Origin of the sequence: Picosynechococcus sp. PCC 7117 (genome assembly GCF_001693275.1) — a bacterium.
GTDB lineage: Bacteria > Cyanobacteriota > Cyanobacteriia > Cyanobacteriales > MRBY01 > MRBY01.
The window spans coordinates 83,232-97,717 of sequence record NZ_CP016477.1 but is presented as its reverse complement, the minus strand read 5'-3'; the positions used below and the strand labels follow the sequence as shown (position 1 = coordinate 97,717).

The window sequence follows — 14,486 nt, the reverse complement described above, 5'->3', positions numbered from 1 at the left end:
CTACTCGTCCTCTGCAAAACCCGCCATGGTGCTGTTTAAAGTCCCCCCCAGCTATACCCTTTCCGAAAATCTCGTCACCACCGAAAGCGTCTATTGGAACCGCCGCAAATTTATCAAAACTCTCCTGGGGGCCGGGGTGGGCATTGGCTTGGCGAGTTGTCAGTCCCAGGATCAGCAGTACAGTGCCCTCCGTGAAACTTTAGATTTGCCCAAACTAGACGCGATTAAAAATCCCGACTTCCGGAAAATTGGCGATCGCCCCATCACCAAAGAACTCTTCGCCGGTCAGTACAATAATTTCTATGAATTTGGCGGTACCAAAGGCATCTGGCAAAACGCCCAAAACCTCCCCACTAAGCCCTGGCAAGTAGAAGTGGGCGGCCTCGTGAACAACCCCCAAACCTACGATATCGACGATCTGAAAACAAAATTCCCCCTCGAAGAACGCATCTACCGCTTCCGTTGTGTCGAAGCCTGGTCGATGGTGCTGCCCTGGATTGGCTTTCCCATGCGCGAATTAATCAAAGCTGTCGAACCCAAGACCCAAGCCAAGTTTGTCCGCTTCACCAGCTATTACGACGAAAATGTTACCTATGGCCCTAGTTTTCACTTGGGGAATTTGCCCTGGCCCTACACCGAGGGATTGCGCATTGAAGAGATGAATAACGAACTCGCTTTCTTTGCTCTGGGAATCTATGGCCACGATTTGCCGAAACAGCATGGCGCGCCTCTGCGCATGGTCATTCCCTGGAAATACGGCTTTAAGGGGGCAAAATCTATCGTCAAAATCGAATTCCTTGCCGAACAGCCCGCCACCTATTGGAATACCATCGATGGCCACGAGTACAAATTTGAAGCCAACGTCGAGCCAAATGTGCCCCATCCCCGCTGGTCCCAGGCCACCGAAAAATTTATTGGCAATACCCCAGAATTTAGCTGGGAAATGAAGGAAACTCTACCCTACAATGGCTACGGGGAATACGTCGCCAGCCTCTACAGTTAGAAAAAATGACGCACCACTTACCAGGGCAAAATCTCCCCATTGGCGTGCCAAAACGTGCCTGTATTATCGAGATTTAGTGCTTCAATGCGGGCCAACAATCCTTTGACTGCCACAGCGGGGCTAATGCCATCTTCCCGGAAATTAATCATCCGCGTTTTGACGAGGCCAGGGTGTAAAATACCCACCGCAATTCCCCTGGGTTTGAGATCGATCGCCAGGGATTTTCCGGCCATGGAAAGGGCGACTTTTGACATTCGATAGCCATAGGAGCCGCCGGAGGTATTGTCTTCGATGGAACCCATGCGACTGGTCATCAGGATAATTTTTGAACCAGATTTAAGATTCGCTAAAAGGGCTTGGGTGAAACGCAGCGGGGCGATCGCATTTACTTCAAATTGACGGCGAATACTGTCAACATCTAACTGATCCAAATCGACCCGTTCTAAAATCCCGGCGTTATTAATCAAGACATCAATAGTTTCTCCCTGGAGATCTTGGGCAAGCTGTTTGACGGCATCGGGATTCGTCAGATCCACATCCGCTTTTACCGTTACACCCAGTTGCAACAATTCCTCAGAAGGCGTCCGACAAACAGCAATCACGCGATCGCCTTGGGCGTTGAGTTGACGGCAATATTCCAGGCCGATGCCCCGGTTTGCTCCGGTAATCAGATAGGTTTTCATCTTTCTCTTTATGCTTATTTCAAGGCCATGATTCGCAGTGTGGCAAGCTCCACTGGGAAAGTCAAATCTAAAACGGCATTATTCATAACCAAGGGAGATTTGCCCTGGGGGAATTTTTACAATGCTACTGGCCCCTGGAGCAGTCAGTTTAACCAGGAGTTCGCCCTTTTGATTGACTCCGGTAATGATTCCTTGATGGCTTTCGTAGGTGATTGTCTCGCCTAGGTTTTTGAGATGTTTTAAATAGCCCGGCAATATATTTTCAATGGAACTGTGAGCTAGTTTTTTCGTCCCCTGCAGAATTCCGGCAATAACCAACGCAGCAAGGCGATCGCCTTTAATTTTTAGCTCCCCTTGCCAGAATTGTTCGAGGTTAATGCCCGTCGGGGGAACCGGATTTTGGTAGTTAATGCCGACCCCGACCACGGCCGCGCTAATTTTCCCCTGGGAGACTTTTGTTTCGGTTTTAATGCCCCCCAGTTTCTTGCCTTGCAGGAGAAGATCATTGGGCCATTTAATTTGTACGGGAAGCCCTTGCTGTTGGAACATTTCAACAATTCCCCAAACGCTGGCCAGGGTTAAGCCATAGGCGAATTGAGGGTCTAATTTTATGGGCAACAAAACCGACAAATATAATCCCCCTGGTGCAGAAATCCAGGTGCGTCCCCACTGGCCCCGCCCCGCTGTCTGGGCTAAGGCGATCGCCACCCTAGGCATTGTGCATTGTACTTGATACCGTTGCCACAGGAGCACGTTGGTCGAGTCAAGCTCCAGGAAAACTTCGATGGGAAGTGTCGTTTCACAGGCGAGAAGATCGCTTAAGGCCCCTTGAATCGCGTCAGGATGGAACACAGTCAGTAAATATTTTTATCGCTTTTCTCAAATAGCGTACCTTGCAGCGTTCCTCACCCCAGGAATTTGCTAAAGTGAAACGCCAGCGTTCTTTTTCGGAAAGTTTCATCTGCCCATGGTTGCTAGCCCCACGTCTCCCCAAATGACCCACCGCACCGTCCTCAAAAATGGCATTATCCTAATTGTGACGGAAAATCCTGTGGCAGACTTGGTGGCAGCGCGCTTATTTTTTCCCCAGGCGGGCGGACGGTGGGAATCCCTCGACCAAGCGGGTTTATTTCATCTCTTGGCAGCAGTAATTACGAAGGGAACAAGCCGTTACAGTGCTGTCGAAATTGCCGAACAAATCGAATCCATCGGCGCGAGCCTCGGCGCGAGTGCGTCCAACGATTATGTGGCCCTGAGTCTCAAGACAGTCACAAAGGATTTTTATACAATTTTCAAGCTAGCAGCAGAAATCCTCCGGGAACCGACTTTCCCCCCCGAAGAGGTGGAGTTAGAGCGCAAAATTACCCTACAAAATATCCGTTCCCAAATGGAGCAGCCCTTTAATGTGGCCTATGACCTCCTCCGGAGCCAGATGTATCCCCGGCATCCCTACGGCCAATCTATTTTAGGGACGGCAGAAACGGTGGCGCGATTCACGGCTGCAGATTTACAACAGGCCCACCAAACCCATTTCCGGCCAGACAATTTGGTGATTAGCCTCTCCGGTCGGCTGACCCTCGAACAGGCAGAGGCAATCGTGGAACAGACTTTAGGAGATTGGCAAAACCCGACAACGCCGCTACCAAGCTTAGAAATTGCGCCCCTACAGCCCCAGGGAGGGGTGTGGACAAAGGAAAAAGAAAGTCAACAGGCGATCATTATCTTGGGTTATCTGACGGGAACGGTGGCCGATGATGATTTTTTTGCGTTGAAACTCCTCAGCACCTATCTGGGCAATGGTTTATCGAGTCGGCTATTTGTGGAGTTGCGAGAAAAACAAGGGCTTGCCTATGACGTGTCGGCGTTTTTTCCCACGCGCTTGAGTCAATCTCAATTTATTACTTACATCGGTACGGCCCCCCAAAATACGGCGATCGCCTTGAATGGATTACACCAAGAAATCCAACGGCTGGTGGCGGCCCCCCTATCGGAAGCGGATTTGCAAATTGCGAAGAATAAACTCCTCGGCCAGTATGCTCTGGGGAAACAGACCAATGCTGAATTGGCACAAATTTTTGGATGGTATGAGAGCATTGGCCTCGGCATCGACTTTGATCAAGCTTTCCAGCACCACGTCGAAAAGATCACAACGGCGGAAACCCATCAAGCGGCCCAACGTCATTTCCGCCATCCCTATGTGTCGGTGGTGGGCTCCCAAACGGCTCTTTCCCTGATCGAAGATCTTCAGCTATCGTAAAAGGCGATCGCCCCCTAAACATCATGAAGAAAATCGTCATGTCTGCGCGTCAAACCGTTTTAAATTTAGGTCTATCGACGGCCCTGATTTTAGCAAGTAGCCTCGGCCTTAGCCCCCTGGTAAGCGCCCAATCCCCCCGGCCAGAATTGCGCATTGGTAGTACGGGGACTGTAGTTCAGGAGCTACAAACCACCCTCCGATTGCTAGGCTACTACAGCGGCGAAACCACGGGTACCTATGACGAAGCGACTGTGATCGCAGTCTACCAATTTCAAAAGGCGGCCCAAATCCCCCAGACCGGAGTCATGGATCGCACCACTTGGGAGACATTATTTCCGATTTCGGCGCCGAATTTACCCGTTGCTGAGGAACAAGCCCCAACTCCAACAGCCAGTAGCCCAACAACAGCCCAGAACGAAACCCCCGCAACCCCAGTCCAGGAAGCAACTGATGCCGAGGCAGCTCCCAGCTCCAGCACAAATCAAACGGCCACCAGTACAGATCCAGATACGCTGCCCCTGTTAAAGGAAGGCATGGAAGGGGATTCGGTGAAACTTTTGCAAACTCGCCTGCAAGCATTGGGCTATTACACAGGCCGTATCGATGGTATTTTTGGCCCGAATACTCGCATCGCTGTCATTGCGGCCCAAACTGCCTTGAAATTAGATGGAGATGGCATTGTTGGTGCTCAAACCTGGCGCAAGTTACTAAACTAACATTGAAATCAATTTCAAACGAAAGGCTTTAAAACTGACTAAATACTTACCGTAAACCGTTATTTTTTAATATTTATGGAATTTACAATTACTGTGCCGACAATCGCCTGTGAAGTCTGCGGTCAAACCATTACAAAAGCCATCCAAAATCATGATCAAAAGGCCCAAGTTGCCGTCGATATTCCTAGTAAAGTAGTTTCGATTCAGACGACGCTTTCTGAAACGGCCTTAAAAAATATTATTACCGAAGCAGGCCATACTCCCGCCTAGGAAAGAAATTTCGATGGAAAGCCAATTGCCTTGGCGATTAAGACTAGGCCGTTACCTCGATGATTTTGACAGTGGCACAGGCCGCCTCCTCAATTTGGCTTTGTGTGGACTGATTTTCATTTCGTCGGGGATTTTTGTGGCGCAAACCTATCCTTTGCCAACGGTTTGGGCACAATATTTGGATTATTTAGATACAGGCATTTTGATTTTATTTGCCGTGGAATATTGCTGTCGCTGTGTGGGCGCCGCTGAACCTCGGAAGTTTATTTTTAGCTTTTTTTCCTACCTTGATCTGTTGGCGATCGCCCCGTTATTTTTCGGCTTCCTTGATATTCGTTTTGTGCGGCTGTTCCGCTGGTTTCGATTACTACGCTTGATCCGATTTTTTCGCCTAGAAATCTCGATTTTCAAGATCAAGGCCGAAGACAGCATTATTCTTAGCCGAATTCTCCTGACCTTATTTACAATTATCTTTGTTTATTCTGGCCTAATTTATCAAGTTGAACATGACATTAACCCCGCTGTTTTTGGCAATTTTTTAGATGCTTTGTATTTTGCCGTGGTGACGATGACCACGGTGGGTTTCGGCGATAAAACGCCCATTTCAGACATTGGCAAAGTCGTGACTTTAACGATGATTCTCACGGGGATTGCGGTGATTCCTTGGCAGTTAGGGGATTTAGTACGCCAGTTTCTCAAAAGTGCGAATCAACAGGAAATCGATTGCGTTAAATGTGGTCTAGCTTTTCATGATCAAGATGCTCAATTTTGTAAGCGATGTGGCACAGCCCTCCGGCAAAATCAATTAAATTAGCATTCAGCGACATTGCTCAATAAAAGATCACAAACAATTGGCGATCGCCCCAGGAATTCCTATGATGAAACCATCGTTATTTTTTCGAGTTTAAACTAACAGAATGTCAACGCCCCTCACCCTCAATTTATTACAAGGTTCTGTCACCTTTCGGTTCACCAGCACTGCCGCCCAAACCCTCAAAGCAGAAATCGATCAACTGATGCACAGCATGAAGGCGATCGCCGGCAATAGTAACCCCAAAAGCCGTCCCCAGCCCCAAGAATCCATGAATTATCAGTACACTGGGGACATTTTTTTAGAGATTTTTTGCAATCCGAATATTTACCCCAGTCCCTTCGCTGCCAAGGTATTGATCACCCTCCGGGATGATCGGATTCGGCTCACCAGCGAAGCAGAATTACCCCGTTTAATCGAAGATTTAGAGAATTATCTGGCCCAGGCCGATTAGTGTGAAAGATAACAGCGATTTTTGTGGCGGTGCGCTAGGCTAAACATAAATAATGCAATTTTCTAGTCCCATCTCAATCCCTCAAGCGAGAAAACTGTTGCCATGAGTACATCCACAAACTTCTTTGAACTGTTTCAAAAGGGCTTCCATGTCACCGTTGGGGCCGCTGCCACCTTAGTCGAAACGATCCAAGATCCCACCAAACGGGAAGTGACAATTTCTGAATTTCGTACAGAGCTTCAAAATCGCGCCGAAGAATGGTCAGAAAAAGGTGAAATGACCGAGCAAGAAGCCCGTAAATTCCTCGAAAAAATCTTCCAGCAAGACAAAGCCGCCAGGGAACCCGGTACCCAAGAAATCGTGACCACGGCAACGGAAGTAAAAGATAGCGATCTGCAAAACGAACTAAAGAACCTAACAGATCAAATTGTCACCCTCAAAAGCGAGCTTGCGGCGCTCCGTCAGGACAAACAAGAAAACGAACCAAACTAGGCATCGAGTGCGGAGCTGTCGGTAAATCTTATGTGAGTCCAACCGCTTGGGGCAGTTAAAATTTCTGCCCTATTTTTTTGTCTATTTCCTAGAGCAAGAATGACGAGAGCAATTAATCGTTTAATCGTTCTCCCATCGCTCTGCCCCTAACAAATCCCCGATGCAGTCCCGGAGAAGAAAGCCACAGCGTTCTAGCTCGACTTCGATGCAGTGCCACTCGCGGGGAGGAATATATTCACAAAGGCTATAGAGGGGCTGTTGACGACTGATGCGATTTTGCTCGACTAATTGTTTTACTTCATCGCGAATTTGTCCCAATGAAAAAAAGAAAGGCGATCGCAATGCAAAGACAGATTGAGTCATGGAAAGTCATCCAAGGAAATGGTCGGCGTTGGGCAGCGCACCCAGATACCGACAACAGTGAATTTATTTAGTCATCAGACCAGCATTGGGCTGGATTTAGATCCGCAATTTGATCCCGGAGAAGAAAACCATTTCGTTCAAGTTCACATTCTACGCAAACCCATTCCCGGGCTGGAATGAACTGACAGAGGACATAAATGGGCTGGCAGCAGTCTACTGTTCCTGATTCGACCAACTGACGGGCTTCGTCCTTGAGCATTTCAATAGAAAAATGTTTTGGGATAGGAGACGCCGGAGGCATTGTCGTGGTGGTCATAGGATTTACCTCTTGGGTGGCTGATGTTTGTTCCATGCCTATTCTATTGGATTATGCAAGGCATTGCTATACAGAAAACGCTGTATATTTCAATACTTATCAATAACGTTTTTAGCGAAACTTTAAGTAATGTAATCAAAGATCATTAAGGTTTGATTATCTGTTGTCCAACGTCCGACGAACTTTTTAAATGAATTCGGCGGCGCTGGGATCCGCTTGGGGCGCTTCTTCCCAGAGGGATGTGCAGATTTCGGCTTGGGCGATCGCCATTTGACCATAGCTAAACCACCAGGGAATTTCTGGCAAAGTCGTTTGTAAAGCTTCGAGGAAGTAGGGACTGCCGTAAAAGATAACGCCCTGTAACGGTATTTGGGCGGCAATTTTTTGGAGAACATCGATGGGATCTGCCAGTTTTTCTGTAAACGGATTACCCCGAAGAAAACACTGGATAAGGGTAGGGATCGCTTCTAACTGCAGGCGAGGGAGCGTTTTTAATTCGACAATTTCAGCGGCATAGCCGTGGCGTTGGGGAATGGCGATCACCGGACAATTGGGACGCAAAAAAGGGCTTTTTAAAACTGAATCCACCACAATTAAGTTGCGCGCAAAATTGTCAGGAAAACTTGATATTTTTACGGGGGATTTTTGATGTTTAGTCGCTCTTTCCAGCACCATGGCAACGGTTTTTCTCGTTTCCGGGCGATCCCCGCTGATCCCCTGGGGAAAAGTTGATGGTGTTGCCGTAAGGATTTTTTGCTTGGCCTGCCAAATTCGTTCTACGGATTCATAGATGCGACTTTCTGAAAGTTGACCTGTTTTGATCGCCGTTTCGATGGCAATAATCGCTCCGTCCACATCGGGAGGCATCAGGAGAATATCGGCCCCAGCGGCGATCGCCTGGACAACGACGGTATCAGGAGCCGCAAATTGGGTAATTCCCCCCATGACCAACGCATCGGTGACAATTAACCCTGCAAATCCTAGCTTGTGCCGCAGTTGGCCCGTAAGAATTGCTGGCGAAAGGGTTGCTGGATATTGTTGATCCCAAGCGGGGATCATGAGGTGGGCACTCATCACCGCATCTACGCCCCCTTGGATAGCGGCCTTGAAGGGAGGCAATTCGACGGTATTTAAGCGCGTGTCACCGTGGGAAATGGTGGGGAGCGCGAGGTGGGAATCCGTTGCCGTGTCCCCATGGCCCGGAAAATGTTTCGCCGTCGTTAAAACAGCATATTGTTGCGCTCCCCGGATAAACGCAGTACCCAAGGCACTCACCTGATCCGGCGTTTCTCCGAAGGCACGGATGTTGATCACCGGGTTGTGGGGATTGTTATTCACATCCAGCACCGGGGCCAAAACCCAATTGATGCCAAGGCTGAGGGCTTCCTGGGCCGTAGTTGCGCCCATGGTTTCTGCAAGGGCGATCGCCTGGTGGGGATCCGTACGCCAAATCTCACCGAAAGCCATGGGAGGCGGGAATTCCGTCGCACCGCGAAACCGTTGGCCGACCCCTTCTTCGATATCTGCGGCAATCAGGAGGGGAATTTCGGCCCAACTCTGCAATTGCTTGGTTTTCTGGGCTACCTCGGCGGCACTCCCCCCCAAAAGGATTACGCCACCGATCCCCGCTTCGATCCAGCGTTGTAGGGTCGTTTGATCGGCTTCCCACTGGGGGTAGGGGCGTTCGTGGTCAAATAAATAGCCAGCCCCCCGCACAACGATCATCTGGGCGATCGCCTGTCGGAGAGACAAGGATTCAACCGGGGGGAGGGGAGCCATCACCAAGGGCGCTACACCATTTCCTCGGATTCTTGGGCTTCTAGTTCCTCTGGATCCTTAATTTCTAGTTGGTTAATGAGATGGATCATCCGGTCTCCCTCTTCAAGGGAACGGTCTTCAATGAATAAAACCTCTGGCGATCGCCGCAGGCGAATCCGTTGACCTAGGGTACGACGCACAAATCCTTGGCTGGCCCGCAGTCCTTCCATCGTTTCGGCCCGGGCTTCCTCGGAACCGTAGATGCTCACAAAAATCTTGGCGTGCTGCAAGTCCCCAGACACTTCCACTTCAGTAATGCTCACCATGCCCGCCCCAACTCGGTCATCTTTAATATCTTGCATGAGCATCAAACTCACTTCCCGCTTGATTAGCGAAGACACTTTTGATACCCGTCGACTATTTGCCATGACTCTATTCGCCTCCTAAAATCCTGTACCGCGTTCCAGGCACTTACAACCCCAGTCGCTTCTTAGCCATTTCCTTGAGTCTTCCATTGATTCAAAAAGCTGCAAAAAAAATGTGGCGATCGCGGTGGCGGCTTGATGTGACTCGAAGTCGGTTTGGCGGTGTGACAACGCCCTCAGTGTATCTTGAAAAAACCCTACCCTTCAACTCCCTAGCTATCTTCCCGTTGGCGATCGCCGCAAACCTAAAGAAAATATCAAGATATATCCCTGAACCTTGACAACGGACGCTTGTTCCCAAAATCCCCCCTAAAAAAAGCAACAAATCCACCAGAACAGGGTATGTTTATACCTGAATATCAATGGTCAGTGAGTAATCCCAAATGCTGGACAAATCCGAAGCAATCATCGAAGCAATAGATGCTAGAGAAATTTTAGATTCCAGAGGTCGCCCCACCGTCGAGGCAGAAGTTCGTTTAGAAAGCGGTGCAGTAGGTCTCGCCCAAGTGCCCAGTGGAGCCTCTACCGGTAGTTTTGAAGCCCATGAACTGCGGGACGGAGACAAAGCCCGTTATGGCGGCAATGGGGTACTAAAGGCCGTGCGCAATGCGAAAGAAAAAATTGCCCCGGAACTAATCGGTAAAGATGCCCTTGACCAAACGACAGTTGATTACGCCATGATTGCCCGGGATGGCTCTGACAACAAATCTAATCTAGGGGCCAATGCCATTTTGGCGGTATCCCTCGCGGCGGCAAAAGCGGCAGCAGCGGAACTCGCCCTGCCCCTCTATCGTTATCTCGGTGGCCCTTTGGCTAACGTCCTCCCCGTGCCCTTGATGAACGTGATCAATGGCGGTGCCCACGCCGCTAATAACGTTGATTTCCAAGAATTTATGATCGTGCCGGTGGGGGCCAGCTCCTTTAAGGAAGCACTCCGTTGGGGAGCGGAAGTTTTTACTGCCCTGAGCAAGGTACTTGACAGCAAGGGTTTATTAACGGGTGTTGGGGATGAGGGAGGATTTGCCCCTAACCTAGGCTCTAACGAAGAAGCCCTCGAAATTCTCGTGGATTCGATCAAAGCGGCGGGCTACGAACCCGGTACACAGGTGGCCCTCGCCCTCGACATTGCCGCCAGTGAATTTTACGCCGATGGTCAGTACACCTACGACGGTACAGCCCACAGTCCGGCAGAATTTATCGACTACCTGACGGCGATGGTCGAAAAGTACCCGATTGTTTCCATTGAGGATGGTCTCCATGAAGATGATTGGGATAGCTGGACAATTTTGACCGCGCGCATCGGCCACAGGGTACAACTGGTCGGGGATGACTTGTTTGTCACCAACAAGGTGCGACTCCAACAGGGCATTGAGAAAAAAGCAGGTAATGCGGTACTTATCAAGCTCAACCAAATTGGCACCCTCACTGAAACCCTCGAAACCATCGATCTGGCGACCCGCAATGGCTATCAGTCCGTGATTAGTCACCGCTCTGGGGAAACGGAAGATACCACCATCGCTGATCTGGCGGTGGCAACCCGTGCTGGCCAAATCAAAACCGGTTCCCTCTGCCGCAGTGAACGGGTAGCAAAATACAATCGCTTACTCCGCATCGAGGATGAACTTGGCGATCGCGCAGTTTATGCCCCTAAAGTTGGTCTTGGCCCCCAATTCTAAGCTTTCTCGCTGAACAGACATTCAGCCTTAACTTTTTCATACTCCCATCCGGATCACAGTGTTCTATCGCTGTGGTCTTTTTTGTGGTGAGTCGCCAAAAGCGCCGCTAATTTGCCCCTAAGCAATTTTCGACCCAACCCAAGGCAGTATGATAAAAAACACCGTTTTGACTTCGTTCCCATGCCCCAACCGATCCAATGGTATCCCGGCCACATTGCCAAAGCTGAACGCCAACTCAAAGAACAGCTCAACCGCGTTGATGTGGTGCTAGAAGTCCTCGATGCCCGCATCCCCTTCGCATCCCACCACCCCCAAGTCGATGAATGGATTGGTGAAAAACCTCGGGTCGTCGTGGTCAATCGGCGGGATATGATCCCCAGCGAAACCCTCAGTCAATGGCGTGATTGGTACCAAGCCCAAAAAATTCAGCCTGTCTTTACCGATGCCAAAAAAGGAACCGGGGTTAAAGGTGTGATTAAAGCCGCCCAATTAGCTGGAAAAGCAATGAATGATCGCCGCATTTCCCGGGGGATGCGGCCCCGTCCAGTGCGGGCAGTGGTTATGGGTTTACCTAACGTTGGGAAATCGGCCCTGATTAACCGTTTAGTCGGTAAAAAAGTCGTCGAAAGTGCCCGCAAAGCTGGGGTGACGAAACAATTGCGCTGGGTGAGAATCTCTGACCAAATTGAAATGCTTGATGCCCCAGGGGTAATTCCCTGGAAGCTCGATGATCAACATAATGCGGTGAAACTAGCCATTTGTGAGGACATTGGCGCAGCCTCCTATGACAACCAACTGGTCGCAGCGGCCATGGTGGATTTGCTCGTGGAACTGAATTTAGAACAGCATCTGACTGAGCGCTATGACCTCGACCCCCTCGATATGTCTGGCGAAGATTATGTCATTGCCCTCGGAGACCATCGCTTCCAAGGCGACAGGGAACGTAGTGCAGTTACGTTGCTCAATGAATTTCGTAAGGGCATTTTGGGACAAATCCCCCTCGAATTGCCAAATTAAAGATTTGCGCTACAGTACAGCGTGGAACTGATTTAGATAGAACTTTTATTAAAAGACAACAATGAATTTTGAGGCGCTAGATGAGGCCACCATTGACCGGGTGATCGAAATGGCCTGGGAAGACCGCACCACCTTTGAGGCCATTGAGATGCAATTTGGGCTTCAGGAAAAGGAAGTGATTCAAATCATGCGGCGCTATATGAAACACTCTAGTTTTAAGATGTGGCGCAAGCGGGTGACCGGGCGGAACACAAAACATCTCCAAAAGCGGGATTTCATAGAAGGGCGATTTCGTTCCGCAAACCAAAAGGGTTCTTAATCGAAGCCATGGACTGACCTGATTTTCATCTAAATGGGGCACTAATACAGATCCGCCGTGGAGAAGCGCTGCAGAATTAACATTTTGTAGTATCCCCTATCCGTTCCGCTATGGTTTCCGCTTCAATACCTGCGTAGTGGCAATGGTAGACCCGCCCAATAGGAATTTAATATCGCTGGCTACTTCTCTACTCACATCGCCCCATATCAAGGCCCAGATACACACACCACTGATTGCTACAGGGGCGATCGCCTGTAAGAAATAAATCCAATCATAAAGATTGATTTTCCCGTCACCATGGGCCAATTCCAGCAATTTATCGGGCATTCCAGCTTCTCACCTCATCTTCACGACGATCCACCAAGCCTTTAAGCACCTTGTTTCCCGCCCGGTTATAAAGCCTCAATGCTCTAGGCACGTCCGCCCAATCTTTATCGCGTAAAGCCCGCGTGATTGAATTAAAATTTCCGTTGCCATAGAAGTGAGCGCCAAGGTTCCACGCGAAAGAAGCCAAGGCCGCTTGCTGACCACCGCTCATCTGTTGCCAGTGGGGGATTTTTTGCAGCTTAGGCAGAAAATCACGGGTAAACACCTGATCTAAAAGTTGTTCGGCCTCTGCCTTGGAATTTAGGCGATCGCCTTTTTTAACCCGCCGCCCATTGGCGAGATAAGTGCATCCATACCCAATCGTCCAGACCCCGGCGGGACACAGGTAAGCATTAAGCCTCATGCCCTCCCACTTTTTAATAAGCTGTAAATCTACTTTGGCGGGTGATTTTGTCGAGTCTGTTGGTGTTCTGAGATTTTCGGCGATCGCCTCTACCAGAGCGTCTAAAGTTGTTGGCCCCATCTCAGATGGTCGGGTTAACTTTGCATCCTTTTTAAACTGAGCAAATATCTGTTTAGTTTCCGGGCCTAAAATGCCGTCAACTGTCAAATGATAGCCTGCTAGAAAAAGGCTTTTTTGTAATGCTAAAACCTGCTCAGGGTTTAAGTCAGTAAGCTTTGTAGCTGTCGTTGGAAACATGATTTTTATTACAACCTAATTTTTTTAATTACTTGTCCATTACTGCCAATGCAGCATCGATAGTCCCGATGGTCACAAGAGCAAGACCCCGGCGGGCATTGGCTAGCATCTTCAATGCGTGACCAATCGGCGCAGTTTGTTAAAACAATGTCTTGATTGCTGGCATCTGAATAGGTGATCGTTACCTTACAGGGTGTGCTATCTGAAGAAACTACAGGAGAAGTCCTTTGCGCTTTTTGAGCCGTTGCCCCTGTATTTGTCGTAACAGTCCAAACATTGCCACTTCTTAGGGCATATCTTTTTACAGAAACTATCTCTGTGAAAAATCTTGATGATCCACTAGCTGCCCGACGTTCATAAACAAACGATCCGTTTCTATAAATCCCTAGCCCATAGTTGAGAATCGTCCCTGAAAAAGGTTCCGGCGGATTTGTATTTGTATTGCAACTATAGTTAGCTGGAGTCTGATTAATAAGGGCAAAAGAATAATTTTGATGTCCATTGGCTCTTGATAACGCTTGCCCATTTAGGAAAGAGTCTGTAGGTTCTGGAGGAGTAATCAGGGCTGAATTGTAAGGACAAGTAGCGGAACTCCCCCCATACCAAAGTGCTTGACCATATCCATCCGCAATAATCAACGCCCCATAGCCCCCAGATGGGGCCGCAGTCCCTGGGGCGGGATACCCCCCAGTTCTCAGCCGTACCCCCCAGCAAGTTGCTTGGCTTGGGGTTTCTGTCCAGCTTTCCCCAGGCAAGATCACTACATCACCGCCGCCCCAATCAACGCGAACGCCCCCAGATTGTGAGACGGCCTCAGCACTGACAGCAGTTTTCCCGGCGGGAACCTTAAACTGCCCCGTCACCGTATCGCCATTGCCCCAAACCACCACTTGCCCCAT

At 49.4% G+C, this 14,486-nt stretch carries 20 protein-coding genes; 11 read left to right on the top strand and 9 right to left on the bottom strand.

Annotated elements, in window-relative coordinates:
- Positions 1-25: 25 nt before the first annotated feature.
- A complete protein-coding gene (gene msrP, locus AWQ22_RS00495) occupies positions 26-1,003 on the top strand; it encodes a protein-methionine-sulfoxide reductase catalytic subunit MsrP (protein WP_065709852.1) in 978 nt (325 codons plus the stop codon).
- A gap of 17 nt (positions 1,004-1,020) precedes the next feature.
- Here msrP and AWQ22_RS00490 read toward each other — a convergent pair whose 3' ends face one another.
- Together AWQ22_RS00490 and AWQ22_RS00485 are read right to left on the bottom strand one after the other, a co-directional pair.
- The gene (locus AWQ22_RS00490) at positions 1,021-1,686 is read right to left on the bottom strand and encodes an SDR family oxidoreductase (RefSeq protein ID WP_065709851.1); all 666 of its coding nucleotides are present in this window, start codon (positions 1,684-1,686) and stop codon (positions 1,021-1,023) included.
- 78 nt (positions 1,687-1,764) lie between these two features.
- Positions 1,765-2,538, bottom strand: a complete 774-nt coding sequence (locus tag AWQ22_RS00485; RefSeq protein ID WP_084448931.1) for a biotin--[acetyl-CoA-carboxylase] ligase — start codon at positions 2,536-2,538, stop codon at positions 1,765-1,767.
- A gap of 115 nt (positions 2,539-2,653) precedes the next feature.
- On the opposite strand from AWQ22_RS00485, the gene AWQ22_RS00480 reads away from it, so the two are divergent.
- The 6 genes from AWQ22_RS00480 to AWQ22_RS00455 all read left to right on the top strand — a co-directional run bounded on the left by AWQ22_RS00480 (position 2,654) and on the right by AWQ22_RS00455 (position 6,686).
- Complete coding sequence (locus AWQ22_RS00480; RefSeq protein ID WP_065709850.1) at positions 2,654-3,943, top strand: pitrilysin family protein; 1,290 nt, start codon at positions 2,654-2,656, stop codon at positions 3,941-3,943.
- A 38-nt stretch (positions 3,944-3,981) separates the two neighbouring features.
- Positions 3,982-4,659 (top strand): peptidoglycan-binding protein, encoded by a 678-nt coding sequence (locus tag AWQ22_RS00475; RefSeq protein WP_232321413.1) that lies wholly within the window; start codon positions 3,982-3,984, stop codon positions 4,657-4,659.
- A 75-nt stretch (positions 4,660-4,734) separates the two neighbouring features.
- Positions 4,735-4,929 (top strand): heavy-metal-associated domain-containing protein, encoded by a 195-nt coding sequence (locus AWQ22_RS00470; RefSeq protein WP_012305721.1) that lies wholly within the window; start codon positions 4,735-4,737, stop codon positions 4,927-4,929.
- Between the two features lie 13 nt (positions 4,930-4,942).
- On the top strand, positions 4,943-5,743 hold the full coding sequence (locus AWQ22_RS00465) for an ion transporter (RefSeq protein ID WP_062431665.1): 801 nt from the start codon (positions 4,943-4,945) through the stop codon (positions 5,741-5,743).
- Positions 5,744-5,846: 103 nt separating this feature from the next.
- Entirely contained in the window at positions 5,847-6,194 is a 348-nt protein-coding gene (locus AWQ22_RS00460; protein WP_065709848.1) for a hypothetical protein, read from the top strand.
- Between the two features lie 102 nt (positions 6,195-6,296).
- Positions 6,297-6,686, top strand: a complete 390-nt coding sequence (locus tag AWQ22_RS00455; RefSeq protein WP_012305719.1) for a hypothetical protein — start codon at positions 6,297-6,299, stop codon at positions 6,684-6,686.
- A gap of 120 nt (positions 6,687-6,806) precedes the next feature.
- On the opposite strand, the gene AWQ22_RS00450 is transcribed toward AWQ22_RS00455, so the two are convergent.
- The 4 genes from AWQ22_RS00450 to rbfA all read right to left on the bottom strand — a co-directional run bounded on the left by AWQ22_RS00450 (position 6,807) and on the right by rbfA (position 9,551).
- Entirely contained in the window at positions 6,807-7,049 is a 243-nt protein-coding gene (locus AWQ22_RS00450) for a DUF4327 family protein (protein ID WP_012305718.1), read from the bottom strand.
- Positions 7,050-7,116: 67 nt separating this feature from the next.
- Positions 7,117-7,365, bottom strand: coding sequence for a DUF4327 family protein (locus AWQ22_RS00445; RefSeq protein ID WP_065711582.1), 249 nt, complete (start codon positions 7,363-7,365; stop codon positions 7,117-7,119).
- Positions 7,366-7,551: 186 nt separating this feature from the next.
- Positions 7,552-9,144 (bottom strand): glycoside hydrolase family 3 N-terminal domain-containing protein, encoded by a 1,593-nt coding sequence (locus tag AWQ22_RS00440; protein WP_065709847.1) that lies wholly within the window; start codon positions 9,142-9,144, stop codon positions 7,552-7,554.
- Between the two features lie 11 nt (positions 9,145-9,155).
- A complete protein-coding gene (gene rbfA / locus AWQ22_RS00435; protein WP_012305715.1) occupies positions 9,156-9,551 on the bottom strand; it encodes a 30S ribosome-binding factor RbfA in 396 nt (131 codons plus the stop codon).
- Positions 9,552-9,625: 74 nt separating this feature from the next.
- Between rbfA and AWQ22_RS16665 the strand changes: the two genes are divergently transcribed.
- From AWQ22_RS16665 to AWQ22_RS00420, 4 genes are all read left to right on the top strand, one after another.
- Entirely contained in the window at positions 9,626-9,829 is a 204-nt protein-coding gene (locus AWQ22_RS16665; protein WP_143589370.1) for a hypothetical protein, read from the top strand.
- A gap of 102 nt (positions 9,830-9,931) precedes the next feature.
- Positions 9,932-11,224 carry a phosphopyruvate hydratase gene (eno, locus tag AWQ22_RS00430; protein WP_012305714.1) on the top strand — a complete coding sequence of 431 codons (1,293 nt, stop codon included), beginning with the start codon at positions 9,932-9,934 and terminating at the stop codon, positions 11,222-11,224.
- 180 nt (positions 11,225-11,404) lie between these two features.
- Entirely contained in the window at positions 11,405-12,241 is an 837-nt protein-coding gene (gene ylqF / locus AWQ22_RS00425) for a ribosome biogenesis GTPase YlqF (RefSeq protein WP_012305713.1), read from the top strand.
- 61 nt (positions 12,242-12,302) lie between these two features.
- Positions 12,303-12,560, top strand: a complete 258-nt coding sequence (locus tag AWQ22_RS00420) for a TIGR03643 family protein (RefSeq protein WP_065709846.1) — start codon at positions 12,303-12,305, stop codon at positions 12,558-12,560.
- 108 nt (positions 12,561-12,668) lie between these two features.
- Here AWQ22_RS00420 and AWQ22_RS00415 read toward each other — a convergent pair whose 3' ends face one another.
- The 3 genes from AWQ22_RS00415 to AWQ22_RS16660 all read right to left on the bottom strand — a co-directional run bounded on the left by AWQ22_RS00415 (position 12,669) and on the right by AWQ22_RS16660 (position 14,486).
- A complete protein-coding gene (locus AWQ22_RS00415; RefSeq protein ID WP_065709845.1) occupies positions 12,669-12,887 on the bottom strand; it encodes a hypothetical protein in 219 nt (72 codons plus the stop codon).
- Complete coding sequence (locus AWQ22_RS00410) at positions 12,877-13,410, bottom strand: lysozyme (RefSeq protein ID WP_198166508.1); 534 nt, start codon at positions 13,408-13,410, stop codon at positions 12,877-12,879. Before AWQ22_RS00410 ends, AWQ22_RS00415 begins: the two co-directional genes overlap by 11 nt.
- A gap of 185 nt (positions 13,411-13,595) precedes the next feature.
- Positions 13,596-14,486 (bottom strand): hypothetical protein, encoded by an 891-nt coding sequence (locus AWQ22_RS16660; protein WP_157094558.1) that lies wholly within the window; start codon positions 14,484-14,486, stop codon positions 13,596-13,598.

Bases quoted from the DNA above. Each gene is read 5' to 3' on its own strand.
- msrP (WP_065709852.1), top strand. From the start codon at position 26: ATGGTGCTGTTTAAAGTCCCCCCCAGCTATACCCTTTCCGAAAATCTC.
- AWQ22_RS00490 (WP_065709851.1), bottom strand. From the start codon at position 1,686: ATGAAAACCTATCTGATTACCGGAGCAAACCGGGGCATCGGCCTGGAA.
- AWQ22_RS00480 (WP_065709850.1), top strand. From the start codon at position 2,654: ATGGTTGCTAGCCCCACGTCTCCCCAAATGACCCACCGCACCGTCCTC.
- AWQ22_RS00475 (WP_232321413.1), top strand. From the start codon at position 3,982: ATGTCTGCGCGTCAAACCGTTTTAAATTTAGGTCTATCGACGGCCCTG.
- AWQ22_RS00470 (WP_012305721.1), top strand. From the start codon at position 4,735: ATGGAATTTACAATTACTGTGCCGACAATCGCCTGTGAAGTCTGCGGT.
- AWQ22_RS00465 (WP_062431665.1), top strand. From the start codon at position 4,943: ATGGAAAGCCAATTGCCTTGGCGATTAAGACTAGGCCGTTACCTCGAT.
- AWQ22_RS00460 (WP_065709848.1), top strand. From the start codon at position 5,847: ATGTCAACGCCCCTCACCCTCAATTTATTACAAGGTTCTGTCACCTTT.
- AWQ22_RS00455 (WP_012305719.1), top strand. From the start codon at position 6,297: ATGAGTACATCCACAAACTTCTTTGAACTGTTTCAAAAGGGCTTCCAT.
- AWQ22_RS00450 (WP_012305718.1), bottom strand. From the start codon at position 7,049: ATGACTCAATCTGTCTTTGCATTGCGATCGCCTTTCTTTTTTTCATTG.
- AWQ22_RS00445 (WP_065711582.1), bottom strand. From the start codon at position 7,365: ATGACCACCACGACAATGCCTCCGGCGTCTCCTATCCCAAAACATTTT.
- AWQ22_RS00440 (WP_065709847.1), bottom strand. From the start codon at position 9,144: ATGGCTCCCCTCCCCCCGGTTGAATCCTTGTCTCTCCGACAGGCGATC.
- rbfA (WP_012305715.1), bottom strand. From the start codon at position 9,551: ATGGCAAATAGTCGACGGGTATCAAAAGTGTCTTCGCTAATCAAGCGG.
- eno (WP_012305714.1), top strand. From the start codon at position 9,932: ATGCTGGACAAATCCGAAGCAATCATCGAAGCAATAGATGCTAGAGAA.
- ylqF (WP_012305713.1), top strand. From the start codon at position 11,405: ATGCCCCAACCGATCCAATGGTATCCCGGCCACATTGCCAAAGCTGAA.
- AWQ22_RS00420 (WP_065709846.1), top strand. From the start codon at position 12,303: ATGAATTTTGAGGCGCTAGATGAGGCCACCATTGACCGGGTGATCGAA.
- AWQ22_RS00415 (WP_065709845.1), bottom strand. From the start codon at position 12,887: ATGCCCGATAAATTGCTGGAATTGGCCCATGGTGACGGGAAAATCAAT.
- AWQ22_RS00410 (WP_198166508.1), bottom strand. From the start codon at position 13,410: ATGGGGCCAACAACTTTAGACGCTCTGGTAGAGGCGATCGCCGAAAAT.
- AWQ22_RS16660 (WP_157094558.1), bottom strand. From the start codon at position 14,486: ATGGGGCAAGTGGTGGTTTGGGGCAATGGCGATACGGTGACGGGGCAG.